This window comes from Chryseobacterium panacisoli (assembly GCF_008274625.1).
Taxonomy (GTDB): Bacteria; Bacteroidota; Bacteroidia; order Flavobacteriales; family Weeksellaceae; genus Chryseobacterium; species Chryseobacterium panacisoli.
The window spans coordinates 1,313,170-1,335,888 of the sequence record NZ_VTRU01000001.1 but is presented as its reverse complement, the minus strand read 5'-3'; the positions used below and the strand labels follow the sequence as shown (position 1 = coordinate 1,335,888).

The window sequence follows — 22,719 nt, the reverse complement described above, 5'->3', positions numbered from 1 at the left end:
TGATAGAAATTTAAACATAATGAAGACTTTAGTAATTGTTACCCATCCAGATATTGAAAAATCTGTGATCAATAAAAAATGGATTGACGAATTAAAAAAACACCCTGAAAAATATACGGTTCATCAATTATACGAAGCTTATCCTGATGGAAAAATCAATGTAGCTCAGGAGCAAAAATTGATGGAATCTTATGACAAAATTGTATTTCAGTTTCCGTTTTACTGGTTCAGCAGTCCGCCGCTTTTAAAACAATGGCTGGATGAGGTGGTTTTGTACGGCTGGGCATATGGAAGCAACAGCGGTTTCAAGCTTGCCGGAAAGAAAATGTCATTGGCTGTTACAGCAGGAATTGATGAAGAAGGGTACAGCGCATCCGGAGAGTACAAATATACCATGAAAGAGCTTTTCAGACCTTATGAACTGACTTTTGATTATATAAAGGCAGATTACAAAGAACCTTTTGTTTATTACGGAATTGAAAGAGATTCTTCCCATGAATGGATCAACAGAAGTGTTCCTATGTATCTGGAGTTTTTGGATAATTTATAGAAATCAGTTGGAATCTATTTTGACGTTTTTGCAAAATAGATTCCTATTCCTAAGATGGCTAAAAATATTCCTATGATTAAAAAAGGAAGCCAAAGGATAAAAGAAATTTCACCTAATTTGATGATGATTATAGGATAGTCACCTCTTGCTGTAAATAATCCAACAGATGTAAAAAACATTATAATGGAGAGGACAATCATTGATAATCCAGAGAAAGTAATGTATTTGTAAATTGATTTCATCTATCCTATATTTAGAATCCTATTGATTCTCTTTTCTGCTTCCTCTTTGGTAATTCCATTATAAAAATCATCTACAAAAGGATGGTCATAGCTTTGGTGAGGATAAACAAACGGCCTGCCGATAGAATTATTTACTACCACAGTGGTAGGAACACTTTCCTCAAACTCATAATCCGGAAGATAGGTAGAAAGCCATCCGAAATATTCAGCTTCAAATTCCTTATTATGGTAATTTTCAACATATTCATTATAGCTCTTCTCACTCAATGAAACCCATATTCCGTAATCCAGATCTCTGCAGTCATCATTAACTTCCTGTACAAGAACTGTGCGGATAAACCGGTGTATATTTTCAGGATCTTTGACGACACACAGGTCTGAACTGAGTTCAGCATTCTTTAATTCTTCTTCGGATAAACAGGAATAAAAATAAGGGTATGAATAGGCTATTGCCGGCCAGTCTTCTTTTTCTTCACCACAGCATTGGCAGATGTATTTCATGATTAAATTGTTTTTCGGCTAAAATACCTAAAAATCTTTATCCCACCGTAGGCGTATCCTCTTCTTTCAGTATTTTCTTTTCTTTCATGGTAAGCATCATTCTTTCATATTTGTACTTTTCCCAGTCGAATCCATTGAGAAAATCAAGGGCAGCCTGGAAACCTCTGTTGAAAAGCTCTTCCTTTTCGTCTCTTTTCATGAAGAAATTCAGCCAGCTGCTGGTACCACAGTTGACGCTCTGTATGCTGTATAAACGGTAAAAAGTATGTTTGGTAAGGAAAGTTTTGTCATTAAAACCTTTTAAAGTACTGATGATATTTCCGGCATAGCTGAAGGGTGTTTTCATGATTTCTGCACTGGTTTTCCCTCTTTCCGAAAGAATAGCAGAATCGCTCGTCAGCTGCACTCCGAAAAGAGGCATTCTCGGATAAAAAACTTCATCGGCATGAAACAGGTCAATAGGAAAGTTGGAAATACTGCCTCCATCAATGAAAACCCCGGCAGGATTGATATCTTCAGGTTTGGTATTCATCCAATACCTCCAGGCATATTTTACAGAACTATTGTCCTTATTGATTTGTTTCTGAAAAGGCTCAAAGAAAAAAGGAACAGCCATTGATGCTCTTACAAATTCCGCCGGGCTGATGTGTTTCAGCTCTTCTTCGGACCAGTAGAGATTGGCCATTGTAGGAAGTTCTACTTTAATTTTAGCATTGATATCGGTGGTAATGACCACATATTCGGATTTGAGAAGGTAAAACGGATTATTTTTATAGTAATCATTATTGAGGGCACTTTCATAGAAAATCCGATATCGGGTCTGATCAATATGTTCTTTATTTTTTACTTTAATCTTTTCGATACTCTGCAAGGTCATTGTATAATATTCCTGCCCGTTTCCATACCGGTAGTTGAGGTTAAGATCCCGTTCTTTCTGAATGAATTTTTCATTGAGATGAGCCACCGTTTTGATTCCAAACTGATCCAGTGCATTTTGCATGGTATTCTGAAAAACATTTCCGGGATTGAGGCCGCTGTTTTCTTTCCTGAAATTGTTGTACAGCTTTTTAACACAGAAAAAGAGAATGACAGCCGGAATCAGAGGAATCAGAAACATCAGTTTGGCATTCAGTATAGTAGCTGAAGAAACCACAAAAGGAATACTGATCAGGATAATGAACAGGATCGCAGCAATAATGGCATTGATCTTAAAAAAATCCTTATTGTTAAGCATCGCATGGAGGGTAGTTTTTACATAGGTTTTTCCATCCATAAAATCTGCAAAATCCCAGCTGAAAAGGATATCTTTGATAAGCTCACTTTTCGATTCTTCTTTGGTTTTACAGGCTGCAATGAGCATCGTATTAATGGCTCCGGCACTCGTTCCGGCTACTTTCAGAAAACGGATGCCGAATACTTCCAGACCATAAAGATAGCCTACCAGTGCACTTCCCCAGACACCACCACCTTCCTGTACAAACTCTATATACTGGTTCCCCGACTGATCAAGCAGATCAGAGAATTCTTTGGCAGATATATTCTCATGCAAAGCGGTCAGTTTATCTTTGGAGGCCTGCGAAAGAGAAGAATCTTCCAGAATTTTGTTGAGGTTTTCAGCGGTCATGGTATTTTGTTTTGATGGTGTGTAGGTTAAAGACAAAAAGATAATCGGCCTATTTATATTTATCAGAGATAGAATCTTTGCGCCTTAAAGTATTATATTATTGCATATTCTTTTGCGTCTTTGTGTTGATATAAAAATTAATCACCACTGTCTTCGTCTTACATAAATAAAAGTACTGATCACCACCGTTGCCATAGCTCCCAGTGTTATAAAATATCCGTATTTATGATGAAGCTCAGGCATATTATCGAAGTTCATTCCGTAAACGCCGGCTATAAAAGTAATCGGTAAGAAATAAACCGAATAGATAGCCAGAACTTTCATAACCTGGTTGGCCTTTTGATCTGAAAGAGCCAGGAACATGGAAATAAGGTTGGTAATCTGAATATTCAAGTGATCAAAATCTGCCACTACATCTTTATGTTTATCTTTCAAATCGACAAATTCAGAGTCCTGTAAATTCAATAATTTAAATTTATCAATGGCATCCGTAGAAATCACCAGTACCCGTGAATTTAATCCTGATTTTCGTTTCAGTTTATAAAGACGGCGGATCTGGCTTGTATGATTGGTGTTTTTAAGGAAAATCTCATTCTCTATATTATCCATAGTCTCGAACAGACTTAAAGATTCATCATCAAAACTTTTCATAATCAATATAGCAATCATCAGTGTGATCTGCTGAGGATTAAGGTCTTCCTGAATCAAAGAAACTTTCTTCTTGACTTCGGTGATACTTCTGGTTTTCATCCTGTGAATGGTGATAATGGTATTCTCCACCAGAAAAATCCCGATCTTGGTACTGATATCACTGATAGTATTCAGATTCTTTCTTTCCAGCTCTGTACTTTCACGCAGGAGAAAGAATTTGATATTTCCGTCCTCTTCATATTTGGGAAGGTGGTTGGGATCCATGGTATCTTCAAGAAGAAGATTATTGATTTCATATCTTTCATGAAGAAATTTCAGGTCTTCTGCAGTAGGAGCCTCTACATCTACCCATTCGCACTGGGAGGTTCTGTATATCGTATCAATTGGCATAAAGTAAAAATACTAATATTTTGAAAAACTATGTGTTAAATAAGTTTTATCTTTGTCAAAATTAAAAAACTATATGATTAAAAGTACAATAAAAGGTGTGGGATTTTATGTTCCAGATAACGTTGTTACAAATGATGATTTAGCAAAACTGATGACGACCAATGATGAATGGATTACGGAAAGAACAGGCATCAAGGAACGAAGACATAGAAAAAACAGAAATGATGCTCAGGAAACTACTGCTTATTTAGCGTTTAAAGCTTCAGAAAAAGCTATTCACAATGCAGGCCTTACCTCAAAAGATATTGATTTTATTGTTTTTGCAACCCTTTCTCCGGATTACTATTTTCCTGGGAGTGGAGTGTTGCTTCAGGATATGTTGGGATGTGATACAATCGGAGCATTGGACGTGAGAAATCAATGTTCAGGATTTGTATATTCCATGAGTGTTGCCAATGCATTTATTAAATCAGGTACCTATAAAAATATTCTTGTTGTAGGAGCAGAGGTTCACTCTTTTGGATTAGATTTTTCTGATGAAGGCAGAGGGGTCTCTGTTATTTTCGGAGATGGGGCGGGAGCAGTTGTACTTTCAGCATCAGAAGATGAGAATTCAGGAGATATTTTAGCAGTAAATATGCATTCTGAAGGAAAATACGCAGACGAACTCTGTACTCAGTTCCCGGGTTCAAAATTCGGATGGAGTGACAGAATGAGAAAAGAACCTGAAAATGTAACCAACAAAGAAGTATACCCAATCATGAACGGTAACTTCGTGTTCAAACATGCGGTAACAAGATTTCCTGAAACGATGATGGAAGCATTGAACAAAGCAGGGAAAACAGTTGAAGATCTTGATATGTTCATTCCTCATCAGGCGAATCTTAGAATTGCTCAGTTTGTACAGGATAAATTCGGATTACCGAACGAAAAAGTCTTTAACAATATTCAGAAATACGGGAACACAACCGCTGCTTCTATTCCTATTGCTTTAAGTGAAGCAATTGAACAAGGGAAGATTAAAAGAGGTGATTTGGTGCTTCTTTCAGCTTTCGGAAGTGGATTTACCTGGGGAAGTGTGCTTTTTGAATACTAAGAGAAGACAAAAGCAATATCGAAAATCTCTATTTTTCACTTTACTATAACTTAGAGGTGAAAGTTCCCTTTCAATGGGTTGGGGGTAAAAATTCAAAAAATTTTTGACGGGTGGTTGGTAACATCACTCATCAAACAATATAAAAAAGCCGCAGAACTTCAGTTCTGCGGCTTTTTTATATATTCCTAATTAAAGGCTTTTCAATAATTTTTCTGTGTCAGAAGAATCCTGCCCTGTGCTTTTTGCAAGCTCAATAGACTTTTCAGCCCAGGTTTTTGCATTTTTCTTATCTCCAATCTTATTGTAAAGGTTTGCCAGAGTATCTGTATTGGCAAAGTTCTGATCTTTCTTTACAGATTCCTGTGCCCATGCAATTGCTTTTTCCAGGGAAGTTTTATTGCTTACATTTTCAAAGAAGTTCCATGCAAGAGAATTCAGTTCTTCAGAACCTGCTGCAGAATAATCCTTGTACAAATCAAGAATTAATTTTTCATACTCGGGAATATCTTTATTCTTTAAAGCTCTGTTAGCTTTCATTCTTTTTAAGATCTTGTCTGCTTCCTCTTTGCTTAGGAATTTCTGAGTTTCAGACATGAAGTAGTTGTCGTCCCATTTTTTGGTATCTGCGTTATATGCTTTTTTGGAAACGGTATTCAGCTTGATGTTTTTGTCAAACTTTTCATACTTATCTTCCGGAAAGAATTTAACGATATCTGCTTTTTTATCCTGAAAAATCTTGTACAAAGGGCTGTCTATAGTTTGAACCCCTGAAAGAAGCATTTGAACATCTTCCTGATCTAAATTGGGTTTCTGCTGGAAATAACGGTTCATGACTTTACCGGAAAATTCAGCATCATTATACATTGTAAGTCCTGCAAGATTCTTTAGAAACTCAGGATCTTTTTCTCCTTTTTCAAACTGCTGCTTCAAAGAAGTCAGTCTTTTGTTCGGATCTTCAGCATCTTTGGCAAACTGGATAAAGTCTTTTTCTTCAACATATCCTAACGTTCTGTGTACTGCTTCACCATTTCCATCAATAAACAGATACGTAGGGAATGCTTTTACATTGTATTTTTTGGCCAGTTCAATTCCTTCACCCTTTTCCATGTCAATTTTAGCATTGATGAAGTGAGAGTTATAGTAGTCACCCACAGACTGAAGCGGGAAGATATTTTTTACCATCAGTTTACAAGGTCCACACCATGAAGCATATGCATCTATAAAGACCAGTTTTTTTTCTTTTTTTGCTTTGGCAAGGATAGACGCAAAATTGCTGTCTTCAAATTTAATTCCCTGTGCCCATGCAAGAACTCCTATAAAGATTGAGGAAAGTATTGCTATTTTTTTCATAAAAACTTTTTATTCCCTGCAAATGTAATAAATATGATGACACATGAGCCGTTCATATTGAAAATAATTATAGAGGAATCTTAGTTTTAAAACAGGCATCGGTTCATATGAAGGATAATCATTTATTATTTTGGTCTAATTATTAAAATTAATGTAAATCACTGTTTTAAGTTAAATGATTAAATTTCAATATAATGTTTTAATAAAAAATAAAATATCACTAGTTTTGTAAAAAACAAAAGACACCCAGTGAAAATAATGATGAATTATTATAAAATAAAAATAATAATTTGTTTCTGTATGTCTAAAAATCTCCTGAAATTTTTGTTTTTGCTGGCAACAGCAGTCCCCATATTCTCCCAGAAAAAAAACAGCTTTGACCTTATCTGTGAAAGAACATCTTCTGTTACGGCGTACAAGGATTTACCCAAAGCGATCAAGACAGCAGATTCTCTTTATATGCGGGCACAGCAGCCTTCTGAGAAAATACAATGTCTTATTCTCTCTTCAGAGCTTTATCAGCATGCCGGTGAACTTAAAAAAGCAATTTGTTATAGTGAAAATGCCCACTCGGTGATCAATCAGAGTAGCAACCCGGAACAGATGGCTGCTGTCACCAGGTTACTTGCCAGGCAATATAGACAGGTAGGGTTATACGAAAGATCTAAAAAATATATTATAAAAGGGTTGGAAGCTTCCGGCAGTATTACCGATTTTCAAAAAAGCAACGAAGCGTCAGGACTCCTGAATCAGGAGATGGCTTTTTATGAGATGGAAATGGGTAATTACTCAAATGCAATACGATTTATAGAATCTTCCCTGAAATATTTTGAAAGAATCAATAGCCGTAACGAAAACAGAACGGCTGCTGCTTCCTATCAGTTGCTGGGTGATGTTTATTTCAAACTTAATGACTATCCTGTTTCTGAAAACTATTACAGAAAAGCAGAAGGCTTGCTTAAAGTCGGAAGCTGTACGCTCGGATTGGTTTATAATGGTCTGGGAGGAATCCGTCTGAAGCAGAAAAACTGGAAAGATGCTGAAGTATACCTGAAAAAAGCAGAAAAAATAGCAGATACTTCCCGAAGTCTTACATTGAAAAAAGCAGTATACTCCAATATAAATGATTACTATGAAGGAACAGGGGATAATTTCAAAGCTTCTTTATATGCTGTGAAATATGTAAGGACGTATGACAGTATTGCAGCGCGTAATCAAAGTTTCACAATGAAAGGGACAGAGATAGCAAAAGGGAAGATCAGTAAAAAGAGCGGGCAGATGAATGGTGTGAAAAATGCCACTATCGTCATCCTTTTTATTTCGCTGGTTGGTCTGCTTCTTTTTATCAGAACCAAACAGAAAAGACAGCGTTCAAAGCTTAGGAATATCATCAGAGCTCAGTTGAATATGATCAGTAATAGGTCACATTATCCTTTAAAACAGTCTGATGGTTCTGAGTTTTCCAATATATCTGTGGAAGAAGTTGATGAAAAAGATTCTGAAACAGACCGAAGACGAAATGATTCTCTGATGACTTCCGAAACAGAATCAAAGCTGCTTGAACTTCTTGAAGATTTTGAGAAGGGCGATCTCTATAACAATAAAGGAATGTCTCTGTCTTTCCTTGCTGGTGAATTGAATACCAATACAAAATATCTGTCTTATGTAATCAATCAGCATAAAAGTGCTGACTTTAAATCGTATGTCAACCGTCTGAGAATTAAGTATATTGTAGATAAACTGATCAATAATGAGAAGTACCGACAGTATAAAATAAGCATCCTTGCTGATGAATGCGGCTTCTCTTCACACAGTAAATTTGCTGCAGTTTTCAAAGCGGTCACAGACTATTCTCCATCGGCCTTTATTAAATATCTTGATGCTGGAAATCAATCAGGTAAAAGTGTTCATTTTCCCGAAAATGATTAAAAAGAGATAGGTTTTTTAATTCTACCTTACCATTTTCACGAAAATGAACAACCTATTGTTTTAAAGGAATCCTTTGCTGTCCTATCTTTGCGCCAGTTCCAGGGACATGAATACAATCGTACTACAGCTTATCTCTTTTATTTTTTAGAAGAAATATTTTTCTGAAATAAAATATATCGTAAGAATAATCATCCCCAGCTGAAAACTAAGCCATGAAATTAATATATAGAACAAGTGTATAGCTCATCATCGAGACAGCCACAGTTCCCATTTTTATATTTAAAAGAAATATTCCGTTCAAAGAATATAAACCATATCTCATAATCGGGGTTGATTGCCCGGTTTTTTTTCAGTCAAGTTTTTTTAAGTGCAAATCCACAGAAGTCTGTGGATTTGTGATTTTATTTAACTTTTGAACTGTCGGGTTTGGTTTTTGAAGTATCGGCTGCTGCCGGAGCGGGTATAGAATTAGCTACAGCAGAATCACCCATTTTGTTTCTTAAAGAATCCTTGTTGTGGGCTTCTTTATATTCTTCTCTTTTTTCTTTATTTTGAGCACAGCTTCCAAGGAAAAGAAGTCCAAGAACTGCTCCTATCCAGAATTTTTTCATAGTAGTATATATTAATGTTTGGTATTAATCAAATATAAGGATTAATTAAAAGATAAAAGATAAAAGATAAAAGATAAAAGATAAAAGATAAAAGATAAAAGATAAAAGATGTTATTATTAAAATTCAATAGGGGTGGGCTTTAGCCCGGCCATGTAAAAAATAGTATCTACCATTGGCTTTAGCCAAAACCTAAAAAAGAAGTAATCTTTCAAAAAAACAACTTCATCATATCTGCATCATTTCTAATTTACCAATAAAAAAAATCTGCAGCGCTTTCATCTGCAGATTTTCCATTTTTAGATTGAACGTATAACAATACTATTTGACAGGAGACATCACCGCGGAATCCTTTTTTATCTTGATACTGTCAGGATTAGTCATTTTTGTAGTCATGGTATCAGTGGTTGCAGGCGTCACACTTTTTTGTGCACTGTCTACAGTTGCTGAATCACGGCTGCTCGATGACATTGTCGATTCTTTGGTTCCACAGCTCACTGCAAATATTCCTATTCCAATGAATGCTAGCAATAACTTTTTCATATAATTTTATTTTGGGGTGTATACATATTCAAAATCAACAATTATTCCTAAGAGGGTAGGAAAAGTTGTAAAATATAGGTAAAGTTTGTTAAAAGATGTTAGGTAGCAGGTAGCAGGTAGCAGGTAGCAGGAGTCAGAGGGGTAGGGAGTGAAAGTACAGAAATGAAAGTGCTTTTTAACTGCCAGTAACCTTAAACTCTAAATTTTAAACCTTGAATTTATCAAAAAAAAGCCCCGAAACCGAAATTCCGAGGCTGTATTTCAAATAACAGACAATCATTACTCACTGCCTGTTATTTATTACTCATTACTTACCCAAGGTATGGATATTTATAGTTTTTTGGAGAAACAAACGTTTCTTTTACGCTTCTTACAGAAACCCATCTTAGAAGATTCATTTTAGAACCTGCTTTATCATTGGTTCCTGAAGCTCTACCACCACCGAAAGGCTGTTGTCCTACTACGGCACCTGTTGGTTTATCATTGATATAGAAGTTACCAGATGCATTTTCTAAAGCTTTGTAAGCTTCATTGATAGCATAACGGTCTTGTGAGAACACAGAACCAGTCAATGAATAAGGAGAAGTAGAATCTACAAGCTTTAGGGTTTCTTTCCAGTCTTTATCTTCATATACATAGATTGATAAGATCGGGCCGAAGATCTCTTCTACCATACTTTCGTAGTGAGGGTTTGTAGTTTCAATTACTGTTGGGTGTACAAACCATCCTTTAGAATCATCATACTTTCCACCGATGGCTACAGAAGCTTCACCAGAAGCATTTGCTCTGTCGATGTATCCTTTACATTTTTCAAAAGAATTTTTATCAATTACCGCGTTTACGAAGTTGGAAGTGTCTTCAGGAGAACCTACTTTAATAGAATTCATCTGAGTTTCCATTACTTTTTTCACATCAGCCCAAAGAGATTTAGGTACATAAGCTCTTGAAGCTGCAGAACATTTTTGTCCCTGATATTCAAAAGCTCCTCTTACCAATGCAGTAGCTACAGCTTCTACGTTAGCAGATGGGTGAGCAATTACAAAATCTTTCCCTCCTGTTTCTCCAACGATTCTTGGATATGTTCTGTAGTTGTGGATATTGTCTCCGATCATTTTCCACATTCCCTGGAATACTTTTGTAGAACCTGTAAAGTGAAGACCCGCAAAATCACGGTGTGCCAATACTTTTTCAGCAGTTTCTTTTCCGTCTGTAAAAATCATGTTGATAACCCCTGCAGGAAGACCCGCTTCAATTAATACATCCATGATTACTTTTGCAGAATATACCTGCTTATCAGATGGTTTCCAAACAACAACGTTTCCTAACATTGCCATACAAGTTGGAAGGTTACCGGAAATAGCAGTAAAGTTGAACGGAGTTACTGCAAAGCAGAATCCTTCTAACGGTCTGTACTCAACACGGTTCCAGATTCCATTGTCAGAAACCGGCTGCTCAGCATACATTTCTGTCATGAACTCTACATTGAATCTTAAGAAGTCGATGAACTCACAGGCCGCATCAATTTCAGCCTGATGTACATTTTTAGACTGTCCGATCATTGTAGCAGCATTGATTACGTCTCTGTAAGGACCTGCCAAAAGATCAGCTGCCTTTAAGAAAATTGCTGCACGCTGTTCCCAGCCTAGTTCATTCCATTCTTGTTTAGCCGCCAATGCCGCATTGATAGCGTCATCCACATGCTGCATACCACCCTGATAATAGAAACCGAAGTCATGAGCATGATCCTGTGGAGACTGAAGCTGTACTTTTGTATCAGTTTTCACTTCTTTTCCATTGATGATCATTGGAACTTCTACCTTTTCAGCCCACATTTTCTTATACGTGTCGATAAGGCTTTTAACTTCCGGAGATCCCGGTTCATAAGAATTTACCGGCTCATTTACCGCTAATGGTACTTGCGAAATTGCTTTTGACATATTACGTTTTATTATTTTATTAAATTAAATAAGATGTGTATACAAATTTACGATAATTATAAGGAAAGAAAAAAATACCACCTGTTTTTATGAAATAAAGCTTATTATTAAGTAATCGTTAATGAACAAAGGATTTTTAACATGTTGTACCGGTAATATTAGATGTATTTATTCGATCTTTTAAATAGAAGGAAAAGATAAAGCGGATAATCAGAATTATACGAATAAGGACAAAAAAATATTTGTCATAGTTCATAAGCGATGCTTAAGCATTATCAATAAGGGATTTATCATAAAATGTTAAAATTACATAAAATTGTGTTTGTTGCGATTTTGAACATTTTAAATAATTTTTTTGATAGCTTAAGTTTTAAGATTGTTCTAATTTTACACCATTATTTACAGGGTATGAAAAAAAGAGTCTTATTTTTCTCTTTTGTCTTATTTTTCTCAGCATTGTGTGCAGGTTTTTTTGTACATAAAGGGAAAACTCAATCATACTCTGATATTATCTCCAAAGTTAATCTCCTTCAGCAGAAATTTGATCAGCAGACCCAGCCTGAGATCTACAGTTTTTCAGATCTGCAGGATATACAGGATTCCAATGACTGGGAAAAAGTAAAATTTGATTACTCAGTACTTGCACAGCAGTGGCTTAATTATTTCTTTGCGGGTTATTCTCATAACACACGGGTTGCGGCCATTCAAAACCGTATTTATATTACAGCACCAAGATACATCCTGTATCACTGTCTGCAGATAGCGGGCTGCTAATCCCTTTTTAAAATTTTAATGATCTGTTATGGTTTGTATTCATATAAATACAGACCCGTAAGAATCATTCCCGTTTTACACTTTTGAACATGTCTATTTGCCTTTACAGAAAGGTGAACAGGATACTGTTTGTCCAATTTTAAATAAAAAATATTATGCACTTAACACCGAGAGAAACGGAGAAGCTTATGCTATTTCTGGCAGGCGAGCTCGCTCTAAAAAGAAAGGCAAGAGGCCTTAAATTAAACTATCCTGAATCAATAGCACTCATTAGCCATTTTTTGCTTGAAGGAGCAAGAGACGGAAAAAAAGTAGCCGAACTGATGCAGGAAGGTGCTCATCTTCTTACCAAAGAGGATGTAATGCCCGGCGTATCAGAAATGATCCACGATGTTCAGATTGAAGCCACTTTCCCGGATGGAACTAAGCTGGTAACTGTACACAATCCAATTCGCTAATACACTAATACACTGATTATGATACCAGGAGAAATTTTTGTAAAAGAAGGTACAATTATCTGTAATGAAGGCAGAGAAACTGTAAAAATAAAAGTAACAAACACAGGAGACCGTCCTATTCAGGTAGGTTCACACTTCCACTTTTTTGAAGTCAATAAAGCCATGAGCTTTGACCGTGAAAAAGCTTTCGGAAAGAGACTGAATATTGTAGCAAGCACTGCAGTAAGATTTGAGCCGGGAGAAGAAAAAGAAGTGGAATTGGTAGAAATAGGAGGAACCAAAAAAGCAATGGGCTTCAATAATCTTGTGGACGGACAGGTAGATTCCGAAGAACAGAAAAGAGCGAGCCTTGCAAAAGTTGAAGAATTAAACTTTAAAAATCACTAAGATGAGTTTACACGTAGACAGAAAACAATACGCCAATATATTAGGTCCTACAGCCGGAGACAAAATCAGGCTGGGAGACACTGAAATCATTATTGAAATCGAAAAAGATTTCACCCATTACGGAGATGAAGCCGTTTTCGGAGGAGGGAAAACCGTACGTGACGGAATGGGGCAGAATGTTATTGCTAAAAGAGACGAAGGTGTTTTGGACCTTTGTATCACAGGAGCAGTAATTATTGATCACTGGGGAATTGTAAAAGGTGATATCGGAATCAAAGACGGGAAAATTGTAGGAATCGGAAAAGCAGGAAACCCTGATACGATGGATGGTGTATCTCCTAATATGATTATCGGAGCATCAACTGAAGTTCACGGTGGAAAAGGATATATCGTAACAGCCGGAGGTATTGATACACACATTCACTACATCTGCCCTCAGCAGATCGAAACATCCCTGTACAGCGGAATCACAACAATGATCGGCGGTGGTACAGGCCCGAATGACGGGACCAATGCTACAACAGTAACTCCGGGAAAATTCAATATGCAGAAAATGCTTGAAGCAGCAGAAGAATATCCTATGAACCTTGGTTTCTTCGGAAAAGGAAACTGTTCGGCAGAAGAACCTATTGAAGAGCAGGTAGAAGCAGGAGCTTTAGGTGTAAAAATTCATGAAGACTGGGGAGCAACTCCTGCAACGATTGATGCCGCATTGAAAGTAGCAGATAAATACGACGTTCAGGTTGCCATCCACACCGATACATTGAATGAAGGAGGATTTCTTGAAGATACCATGAGAGCAATCAACGGAAGAGTAATCCATACATTCCACACGGAAGGAGCAGGCGGAGGTCACGCACCGGACATCATTAAAGCCGCTATGTACCCAAATGTACTGCCTGCTTCTACAAATCCCACACGTCCTTACACAGTTAATACGATTGATGAGCACTTAGATATGTTGATGGTTTGTCATCACCTGAGCAAGAATATCCCTGAAGATGTGGCTTTTGCAGATTCCCGTATTCGTCCGGAAACTATTGCAGCAGAAGATATTCTTCATGATATGGGTGTTTTCAGCATCATGAGCTCAGATTCTCAGGCGATGGGAAGACCGGGGGAAGTGATTACAAGGACCTGGCAGACGGCAAGCAAAATGAAGGAGCAGAGAGGTGCTTTGGAAGAAGATCAGCATACAGATAACGATAACTACCGTGCAAAAAGATATGTAGCTAAATATACCATTAACCCGGCTATTGCCCATGGTATTTCAGAATATGTAGGATCTCTTGAAGAAGGTAAATTGGCAGATCTGGTGATCTGGAAACCTGCATTATTCGGAGTAAAACCGGAAATGATTGTAAAAGGTGGATTTGTAATCGCCGCCAAAATGGGAGACCCGAATGCATCTATTCCGACACCTCAGCCAATTATTTACAGAAATATGTTTGGAGCTCATGGAAAAGCTAAGTTTGGCATTTGTGCGAACTTCGTTTCTCAGGTTTCTATCGACAATGGAACAATTGCTTCTTACAAACTGGAGAAAATGATTCTTCCTGTAAAAAACTGCAGAAATATTTCCAAAAAAGATCTTATTCATAATGATAAGACTCCTTTAATTGAGGTGAATCCTGAAAACTATAAAGTAACGGTAGATGGTGAGTACATCACTTGTGAACCAGCGGAAACACTTCCTTTAACACAGCTTTATTACTTGTTCTAAGATATTTAAACAATAATGAATATAACCTTATAGGTTTTAAAAACCTATAAGGTTCAATAAAAGTTTATTCAAACACTATTTAAAATAATTATAGAACTAAGCTTAAAATGAAATATTTAAATAAAACAGTTGTTTCTCTTGCTGTAGCCGGACTGTCTATGTTTTCAGGGAATCTGATCGCTCAGTTTCTGGGCGGACACAGGCTTAAAAGTGATGAAGACGGACCAAAAGGGCAGTTTATGGTGTATGGATCATTAGACTATTCTAAAATTACTACCCCATCCAGCAGCAGCAGTACGGTTTCAAGCGCACCGCTGGGAGTAGGGTACTTCATCAACAATAATGATCTTGTTGGGGTCAATTATGCTTACTCACAAAACTCCGTTGATCATAATGTTGTCTATAAACAAAATGAAGCCGGTATCTGGTATAGCCCATCATTAATGCTTGGAAAGTATTTTGTACTGATCGGGCAGGTAGATGCTCACTATGTTTGGGGGCAACAGCTGTCAACGGCTGCTGACGCGATGCAGAATTTTAACGGATTCCGTCTTCGTGCCTATCCTTTGATCGGAATCTTATTAGGAGGAGGCTGGGCGCTGAAATTCAAATTTGCAGAGCTTTCAATGTTACAGACCAAAACGAAAGAAGAAGGCTGGACAAAAAGCTATGTAGCAGGAATCAGTGGTTCAACATTCGGGGTAGGAATCTCCAAGAACTTAGACTTTAGAAAAAAATCCAAAAATGATAATTAATCAAATCATAGGCAATCTCTCTGAAAATCTTACAGCAAAAACCATAGATTATCTTGATCTGGAATGGTTTGAAACTACCAAAAGAATTCAGCGTAAAAAAACCAGACAGGGAACTGATGTGGCGATCAAGTTTCTCAGAGAAGGGCAGCGTCTGCGTGAAGGAGATATTCTTTTTGAGGATGCAGAAAAAATAATCGCGATAAATGTTCTGGAAACGGAAGCTATTGTGATGTCACCAAGCTCTCTGCTGGAAATGGGTACCGTATGTTATGAGATAGGAAACAAACATATTCCGCTTTTCATTCAGAATGATAAAGTATTGCTTCCTTTTGAAATGCCGATGTTCAGATGGCTGGAAGCAAGTGGTTTCAGACCGGAAAAACAATCTGTAAAACTGCTGAATCTTCTCAAATCTAATGTGGAACCCCACGGACATGGAAGCCTGGGATCCACAATTTTCACAAAAATTTTAAAAATGGCCGCCCCGAAAGATGAATAACATGAATATAAACTTCCTGTCTGGGCTGCTTCATCTCGCAGATCCTACCCTTCCCATCGGAGGCTATACCCATTCCAACGGACTTGAAACCTATGTACAGGAAAGAATTGTACATAATCTGACAACCGCAAAAGAATTCGTACAGAATATGCTTCAGTACAATCTTAAATTCAATGACGGAGCTTTTGTAAAACTGGCTTATAAAGCAGCTGAAAAAGGAGACTTGGATGCTTTGATACTTCTTGATAATGAATGTAACGCGATAAAATGTCCAAAGGAAATCCGCCAGGCAAGCCAGAAACTGGGACTCAGGCTGATAAAAATCTTTAAAAGGAGAGAAAGTTTCCCTTTAATGGAAGCTTTTGAAAAAACAGTTCAGAATAAAGAAGCCAATTCTCATTACTGCATCGTATTCGGAGTGTATGCTTATTTAATGAAAATACCTTTGTACGAAGCTCTTTTAGGGTTCTATTATACCTCTGTAGCAGGAATGATCACCAATGCCGTAAAGCTTGTTCCTCTCGGACAGATGGACGGGCAGGATATTTTATTCTCACTATATCCCGTAATGGAAAAAACAGTTTGGGAAACATTGGAACTGGACAGGGATATGGTGGGACTTTGTAATACCGCTTTCGATATCAGGTGTATGCAGCATGAGAGATTGTATTCAAGACTTTATATGTCGTAAAAGGTAAAATAGCAAATAGGTGAATTAGCAAATAAAGCAATGAATGAATTGTCTCTTGCTGAGTTAAACGCCTTGTGATCAAAAAATAAGATACAGGATTAAAAACTTAGCGCCTATAGCGTTACATAAAATCAATCAAAAATTAAAAAAATGGAAAACAGAAAATATATCAAAGTAGGAGTGGCAGGACCTGTAGGATCGGGAAAAACCGCATTACTGGAACGTTTAAGCAGAAAATTATTCGGGAAGTATGACCTTGGAGTCATCACAAATGATATTTATACCAAAGAAGATGCTGAATTTATGGCGAAAAACAGCCTTCTTCCTCATGACAGAATTATTGGAGTAGAAACAGGAGGCTGCCCACACACTGCCATCCGTGAAGATGCAAGTATGAATCTTGAAGCTGTGGATGAGCTTGCAGCACGTTTCCCTGAGATTGAACTGGTTCTTATCGAAAGTGGAGGTGATAACCTTTCAGCGACTTTCAGCCCGGACCTTGCAGACGTTACCATCTTCATTATTGACGTAGCAGAAGGAGAAAAAATTCCTAGAAAAGGAGGTCCTGGTATTACAAGATCAGACTTATTAATCATCAATAAAATTGACCTTGCCCCTTATGTAGGAGCCAGCCTTGAAGTAATGGAAAATGATGCCAGAAGAATGAGAAAAGGGAATCCCTTTGTATTCACAAATCTGAAAACAGATGAGGGACTGGACAAAGTAATTGGTTGGATTAAAAAATATGCTCTTTTAGAGGAAATTGAAGAACCGAACTTAGTAAGATAAATGGATAGTCATTTAAAAATTATTGCAGGATTTAAGGGAGGAGAATCCTATGTGAAAGACCTTTATGTCTCACTTCCTTTCAGAGTAGTTTCTGTAGGACAGCGAAAAAGCGACAAAAAGCTCTATCAGATGGTGATGAGCTCCTCTCCGGGAATTCTGGACGGAGACCACTATCATCTGGATGTTGCTCTTGAAAAAGGGGCTGCCCTTCAGCTGCAGTCACAATCCTATCAGAGACTTTTCAATATGAAGGATAAGGCACATCAGGAGCTCAATGTTTTAATGGAAGATGAAACGTCTTTTGCTTATGTTCCTCATCCAATAGTTCCCCATGAAGATTCCAACTTTAAGAGTAAAGCGAATATTCATATCGGGAACAGCAGCCAGATCATCATCAGTGAGATCATTACCTGCGGGAGAAAACATTATGGAGAAGTTTTTAAACTGAAGCGTTTCCAGAATATTATGGAAATCTATCACAACAATAAACTGGTTGTGAAAGACAATGTTCTGATCCAGCCAGACATGATCCCGATCAGCAGTATCGGAAACCTGGAACAGTATACCCACCAGGGAACCCTGATCTTCTACAGTACAAAGGAAAATGTAGATAAAAACGGGCTGATTGAAGAGATCGTTGAAGCAGCAGCACAACATCATGAAGAAATGGAAGTCGGAGTTTCTGCAATGGAAGACAGCGGTTTTGTAGTAAGAGCTTTAGGACACGGAGGTGAGATGATGTATAACTTCTTCCTGTATATTCAGGAAATTCTCTGGTCGTTGGAGTAAAAGGATCTTCATAATGATTCATTTACAAAATTTGCAGGAAGCATATTCAATAGAAGCGGGCTAAAGCCCACTTAATAAAAGAAATCTTCCATTGGCTTTAGTCAGAACTTAATGAAGAATCTGAAATAACAGAATTAATAAAAAATGGATAGTACAGTATGGGCACTTCTTTTGAGTGCCGTTTCAATAAGTTTTATACACACCGCTTCAGGGCCGGATCACTACCTGCCGTTCATTGTGATCTCAAAATCCAAGAAATGGAGCGGAATGAAAACAGCAATATTAACGGTTGTCTGCGGTTTCGGACATGTATTCAGTTCTCTGATTTTAGGCTTTATCGGGGTTTTCCTTGGATGGCAACTCAATAAAATCTCCTGGTTTCAGGATATCAGAGGGAATTTCTCGGGATGGGCGCTGCTTGTTTTTGGAGGCGTTTATCTGATATATGGTCTCATTCAGGCCATCAGAAACAAACCTCATAAACATTTTGATGTAATGGGTGATGATGTGTATGTATATGAACATAATCATAGTGAAGTGGTAATGCCTCAAAAAAGAATAAAAGTAACTCCGCTTGTATTGTTCATGATTTTCGTAATGGGTCCTAGTGAACCCTTGATTCCTCTATTGTTCTATTCAGGAGTAAAACATTCAATGTCTGAAATTGCTGTTCTGGTAACGTCTTTCACTGCAACGACCGTCCTGACAATGCTCGGAATGGTTCTTCTGGGACGTTATGGGTATTCAACATTATTCAATACCGAAAAACTGGAAAGATATATGGGAGTGGTAAGCGGAGCTGTGGTAACCGTTTGCGGAGTTGGAATGGTCTTCCTGGGATGGTAAACGAGTTTCGTGTAAGTGGTAGAGTTTGAGGGTAAGAGAGTTTGAGAGTGGAATTGTTTAAAGTTTAAGGGTTCTATCCTTTCACTGACAATTGACTATTCACCATTCCCTTGCGAAGCAAAATTGATTCTGCCTCCAATGTCTATCATCTATCCGTCTCTTATCTTAATATCCACAATCATTAATACAATTAAAAAAACTATGAACGAATTTTTCAAAAAACTACCTTTTATAGACCACGTTTTGAAAGGAATCGGACAGATTATGCTTCAGGAAAACAGATGGACAGGACTTCTGTTTCTTATAGGAATCTTTATGGGAAGCTGGCAGTGCGGTGTTGCAGTACTGCTTTCAACGGCTGCCGGAACTTTTACAGCAATGAAGCTTAACTATGCCAAATCTGAAATCAATGCCGGACTTTACGGCTTCAGTGCGGCACTTGTAGGAGTAGCATTGTCCTTTCTATTTGAAACTACATTGCTGATCTGGATTTTAATAGTGTTGGGTGGAGCATTGGCAGCTGTTATTCAACATTTTTTTATCCAGAAGAAAATTCCGGTGTTTACCTTTCCTTTCATCATCATTACATGGATATTGGTATTTGCTCTCCATCATTTTACCCACATTCCGCCCTCTGTGATGCTGAGCAGTGAAGTGGTACCTACAGAATATGATGACTTTCTTGCCTGTACCAATGGTTTTGGCGAAGTGATATTTCAGGGAGGAGTACTTTCAGGAATGATTTTCTTTCTTGCCGTTTTTATCAGTTCTCCCATAGCCGCTTTATATGGGCTGGCAGCATCTATTCTTGGCGCAGGATTATCACAGTTGAACGGAGAACCTATTAAAGAAATCCACATGGGATTATTTGGTTTTAATGCCGTGCTTTCAGCAATTGCTTTTTCCGGGGTTAAAAAAACAGATGGCTTATGGGTACTTATTGCCGTTCTTATCACCATTGCTATTGATGATCTTTTAATAGACAATCACTGTCTGGATATGGTGGGCGGAGTGTTTACATTCCCATTTGTAGCTGGAACCTGGATTACACTTTTAATTCGGAAAGTATTTCTTAAAACGAAAGCGTAACGCTGGGTTTGAGAGTTGAAGGGTTGTGGAGCTTCAAGAGTAGGAATGTTGAAGATTAAAAGTGGTTATCCTTTCAATAGACATTTACTATTCACTTATGTAAAGGTTAAAATATTCCCCATCTCTTATCTAATTTATAATTTAACTAAACAAAAAATGAAAATAACAAAAATAGCAGCCGTATTTCTGGTAATGGCATTCAGTGGAAAAATGATGGCGCAGGAAACAGAAAAACAGTTGCTGATCAAAGATGCAGATGACAAATTTCCCATTGCAGATGCTTTGGTAAAGTTTGACCACGGAAACAGTCACACCCATACCGCTGCAGACGGTACATTTGCCGTTCCTTTAAAATCACTTCCTGATACCCTTGTGATCAGCCGTCAGGGATACGATGAGGTAAAATGGGTGGTAACCAACGATGAAGATAAAAATAAAGTTATTTTTTTACAGCATAAGCCTTTTCAGATTTCTGAAGTGGCCATCAATCACAGTTCGTTTTTATCAGCCATTACTAAGGTTGATCTGAACAAATTTCCGGTAAACTCAGCACAGGATTTATTGAGAAAAGTTCCGGGATTGTTTATTGCACAGCATGCCGGAGGAGGAAAGGCAGAACAGCTTTTTTTAAGAGGATTTGATGCCGATCACGGTACTGATATAAGTGTGAACGTAGACGGAATGCCGGTGAACATCGTTTCTCATGCCCATGGGCAGGGATACTCAGATTTACACTTTGTAATTCCGGAAACGGTCAATAACATTGATTTCGGAAAAGGAGCCTACTATATGGATCGTGGAGATTTTAATACAGCAGGATATGTTGATTTTCAGACCTATAATGGGTTAAAAAGCAGTATGATTAAGCTGGAAGGAGGTTCTTTCAATTCAAAAAGAGTGTTGGGAATGTTCAATATTCTGCATGATGATTTGGGGAGAAAAAATGCCTATATCGCAGCAGAATACAACTATACGGATGGGCCTTTCGATGTAAAACAGAATTTTAACAGAGTCAATATTTTCGGGAAATACAATCAGTGGCTTACAGATAAAGATTATTTCAACATTCAGTTCTCAACATTCAATTCCTCGTGGAATGCTTCCGGACAGATTCCGGAGCGTGCTGTAGATGAAGGAATCATTGGCAGATGGGGAAGTATAGATCCTACAGAAGGCGGAAAAACTTCCAGAACAAATCTTCAGATGAACTTTAAGCACATCATTTCTCCTTCCGAGCAGATTGATGCCATGGCGTTCTATTCAAAGTATAACTTTAATCTGTACTCTGATTTTACCTTTAATTTAAAAGATAAAGATCATGGAGATGAAATTCAGCAGACGGACGGACGAAATATCTACGGTGCAGAAGTAAAATATACCAAAACTTTTGCCCTCGCCAATAGTTCTTTAAACTGGACTTCAGGAATGGGATTAAGAAATGATGATATCAATACTCTGCAGCTTAATCATGTTTATCACAGAGATATGCTGCTGGACAGATTATCAGATGTGACAGGAACAGAAACCAATCTTCATGCCTACTCAGGACTGGTATGGAAAACAGGAAAATGGACCATCAATCCGGCTTTGAGAGTAGATCATTTTATCTTTAATATGCACAATCTGCTGGATGCAGAACAGTTGCCGTCCGGACAGTCAAAAGAAGCAACAAGATTAAGCCCGAAATTGAATTTCTCCTACGCTCAGAACGACAACGTGATGTGGTTCCTGAAAACAGGAATGGGCTTCCACTCCAATGATCTGAGAGTAGTCGTTCCCAACAAAAACGAAAATACCCTTCCATATTCTATTGGAGCAGATTTTGGGGTGAGATTACATCCGTTCAAATCATTGATTATTACTCCGGCATTATGGTATATGGACCTGCAGCAGGAATTTGTCTATGTAGGAGATGATGCTGTAGTAGAACCTTCCGGAAAATCAAGACGTTTTGGAGCTGATCTGGGAGTACGTTTCCAGCCATTGGAAAACTTTTATCTGAATGCGGATATCAATTATTCCCACGCCAGATTTACAGAGGAAGAAAAAGGACAGGACTATGTTCCGCTGGCTCCTGTAGTTACCAGTACAGGATCGGTAAACTGGGATTTCCTGAATGGCTTTTCTTTAGGGCTTCAGTACCGGTATCTGGGAGCAAGACCAGCGGTAGAGGATAACAGTATCAGAACCAAAGCTTACTTTGTAAATGATCTCATGCTTTCCTATAACCGTCAGAAATGGGGTGCAAATTTACAGCTTAACAATCTTTTCAATGTAAAATGGAATGAAGCCCAGTTTGCTACAGAGACCCAGTTGAAAGGAGAAGCAGAGCCTATTACAGATCTTACCTATACACCGGGAAGCCCTTTTGGAGTAAGGGTAGGAGTGTATTATAAATTCTAAATGAATGAGTGGGAGAGTAGAAGGGTCTGAGAGATGAGGCTGGGGAGATGCAGGAGCTGTTTTTACCCTTTTACCTTCCATTGATTCAATATTG

23 protein-coding genes are annotated in these 22,719 nt (G+C 37.8%); 15 read left to right on the top strand and 8 right to left on the bottom strand.

Annotation, left to right across the window (positions count from 1 at the left end):
- The first annotated feature begins 19 nt into the window (after window positions 1–19).
- Entirely contained in the window at window positions 20–550 is a 531-nt protein-coding gene (locus FW781_RS05935; RefSeq protein ID WP_149386569.1) for an NAD(P)H-dependent oxidoreductase, read from the top strand.
- A 14-nt stretch (window positions 551–564) separates the two neighbouring features.
- On the opposite strand, the gene FW781_RS05930 is transcribed toward FW781_RS05935, so the two are convergent.
- The 4 genes from FW781_RS05930 to FW781_RS05915 form a co-directional block, all read right to left on the bottom strand.
- Window positions 565–792, bottom strand: coding sequence for a hypothetical protein (locus FW781_RS05930; RefSeq protein WP_149386568.1), 228 nt, complete (start codon window positions 790–792; stop codon window positions 565–567).
- A complete protein-coding gene (locus FW781_RS05925) occupies window positions 793–1,293 on the bottom strand; it encodes a DUF2199 domain-containing protein (protein ID WP_149386567.1) in 501 nt (166 codons plus the stop codon).
- Between the two features lie 37 nt (window positions 1,294–1,330).
- Complete coding sequence (locus FW781_RS05920) at window positions 1,331–2,917, bottom strand: patatin-like phospholipase family protein (RefSeq protein ID WP_149386566.1); 1,587 nt, start codon at window positions 2,915–2,917, stop codon at window positions 1,331–1,333.
- Window positions 2,918–3,058: 141 nt separating this feature from the next.
- A complete protein-coding gene (locus FW781_RS05915; RefSeq protein WP_149386565.1) occupies window positions 3,059–3,958 on the bottom strand; it encodes a magnesium transporter CorA family protein in 900 nt (299 codons plus the stop codon).
- A 73-nt stretch (window positions 3,959–4,031) separates the two neighbouring features.
- Between FW781_RS05915 and FW781_RS05910 the strand changes: the two genes are divergently transcribed.
- On the top strand, window positions 4,032–5,054 hold the full coding sequence (locus FW781_RS05910) for a 3-oxoacyl-ACP synthase III family protein (RefSeq protein ID WP_149386564.1): 1,023 nt from the start codon (window positions 4,032–4,034) through the stop codon (window positions 5,052–5,054).
- Window positions 5,055–5,243: 189 nt separating this feature from the next.
- Here FW781_RS05910 and FW781_RS05905 read toward each other — a convergent pair whose 3' ends face one another.
- On the bottom strand, window positions 5,244–6,404 hold the full coding sequence (locus FW781_RS05905; RefSeq protein WP_149386563.1) for a thioredoxin family protein: 1,161 nt from the start codon (window positions 6,402–6,404) through the stop codon (window positions 5,244–5,246).
- Window positions 6,405–6,704: 300 nt separating this feature from the next.
- Here FW781_RS05905 and FW781_RS05900 point away from each other — a divergent pair, with 300 nt between their 5' ends.
- Complete coding sequence (locus FW781_RS05900) at window positions 6,705–8,333, top strand: tetratricopeptide repeat protein (protein ID WP_172625675.1); 1,629 nt, start codon at window positions 6,705–6,707, stop codon at window positions 8,331–8,333.
- Window positions 8,334–8,734: 401 nt separating this feature from the next.
- Here FW781_RS05900 and FW781_RS05895 read toward each other — a convergent pair whose 3' ends face one another.
- From FW781_RS05895 to pruA, 3 genes are all read right to left on the bottom strand, one after another.
- The gene (locus FW781_RS05895) at window positions 8,735–8,944 is read right to left on the bottom strand and encodes a hypothetical protein (RefSeq protein WP_149386561.1); all 210 of its coding nucleotides are present in this window, start codon (window positions 8,942–8,944) and stop codon (window positions 8,735–8,737) included.
- 319 nt (window positions 8,945–9,263) lie between these two features.
- Entirely contained in the window at window positions 9,264–9,473 is a 210-nt protein-coding gene (locus FW781_RS05890; protein ID WP_228720146.1) for a cytochrome C551, read from the bottom strand.
- 323 nt (window positions 9,474–9,796) lie between these two features.
- Window positions 9,797–11,422 carry an L-glutamate gamma-semialdehyde dehydrogenase gene (gene pruA, locus FW781_RS05885; RefSeq protein WP_149386559.1) on the bottom strand — a complete coding sequence of 542 codons (1,626 nt, stop codon included), beginning with the start codon at window positions 11,420–11,422 and terminating at the stop codon, window positions 9,797–9,799.
- A 408-nt stretch (window positions 11,423–11,830) separates the two neighbouring features.
- On the opposite strand from pruA, the gene FW781_RS05880 reads away from it, so the two are divergent.
- The 12 genes from FW781_RS05880 (at window position 11,831) to FW781_RS05825 (ending at window position 22,625) form a co-directional block, all read left to right on the top strand.
- A complete protein-coding gene (locus tag FW781_RS05880) occupies window positions 11,831–12,196 on the top strand; it encodes a hypothetical protein (protein WP_149386558.1) in 366 nt (121 codons plus the stop codon).
- Window positions 12,197–12,351: 155 nt separating this feature from the next.
- Window positions 12,352–12,654: an urease subunit gamma gene (ureA, locus tag FW781_RS05875; protein ID WP_149386557.1), complete on the top strand. Its 303-nt coding sequence runs from the start codon at window positions 12,352–12,354 to the stop codon at window positions 12,652–12,654.
- Window positions 12,655–12,672: 18 nt separating this feature from the next.
- A complete protein-coding gene (gene ureB / locus FW781_RS05870; RefSeq protein WP_149386556.1) occupies window positions 12,673–13,041 on the top strand; it encodes an urease subunit beta in 369 nt (122 codons plus the stop codon).
- A gap of 1 nt (window position 13,042) precedes the next feature.
- On the top strand, window positions 13,043–14,764 hold the full coding sequence (ureC, locus tag FW781_RS05865) for an urease subunit alpha (protein WP_149386555.1): 1,722 nt from the start codon (window positions 13,043–13,045) through the stop codon (window positions 14,762–14,764).
- A 107-nt stretch (window positions 14,765–14,871) separates the two neighbouring features.
- Entirely contained in the window at window positions 14,872–15,519 is a 648-nt protein-coding gene (locus tag FW781_RS05860) for a hypothetical protein (RefSeq protein ID WP_149386554.1), read from the top strand.
- A complete protein-coding gene (ureE, locus tag FW781_RS05855) occupies window positions 15,509–16,018 on the top strand; it encodes an urease accessory protein UreE (RefSeq protein WP_149386553.1) in 510 nt (169 codons plus the stop codon). The genes FW781_RS05860 and ureE overlap by 11 nt, the downstream gene beginning before the upstream one ends.
- 1 nt (window position 16,019) lies before the next feature.
- Window positions 16,020–16,709: an urease accessory protein UreF gene (locus tag FW781_RS05850; RefSeq protein WP_149386552.1), complete on the top strand. Its 690-nt coding sequence runs from the start codon at window positions 16,020–16,022 to the stop codon at window positions 16,707–16,709.
- A gap of 150 nt (window positions 16,710–16,859) precedes the next feature.
- Complete coding sequence (gene ureG, locus FW781_RS05845; protein ID WP_045499433.1) at window positions 16,860–17,498, top strand: urease accessory protein UreG; 639 nt, start codon at window positions 16,860–16,862, stop codon at window positions 17,496–17,498.
- Window positions 17,499–18,287, top strand: a complete 789-nt coding sequence (locus FW781_RS05840) for an urease accessory protein UreD (protein ID WP_149386551.1) — start codon at window positions 17,499–17,501, stop codon at window positions 18,285–18,287. It abuts the gene before it with no gap.
- A 144-nt stretch (window positions 18,288–18,431) separates the two neighbouring features.
- Entirely contained in the window at window positions 18,432–19,133 is a 702-nt protein-coding gene (locus FW781_RS05835) for a hypothetical protein (RefSeq protein WP_149386550.1), read from the top strand.
- 201 nt (window positions 19,134–19,334) lie between these two features.
- Window positions 19,335–20,222 carry an urea transporter gene (locus tag FW781_RS05830; RefSeq protein WP_149386549.1) on the top strand — a complete coding sequence of 296 codons (888 nt, stop codon included), beginning with the start codon at window positions 19,335–19,337 and terminating at the stop codon, window positions 20,220–20,222.
- A 156-nt stretch (window positions 20,223–20,378) separates the two neighbouring features.
- On the top strand, window positions 20,379–22,625 hold the full coding sequence (locus tag FW781_RS05825) for a TonB-dependent receptor (RefSeq protein WP_149386548.1): 2,247 nt from the start codon (window positions 20,379–20,381) through the stop codon (window positions 22,623–22,625).
- Window positions 22,626–22,719: the final 94 nt, after the last annotated feature.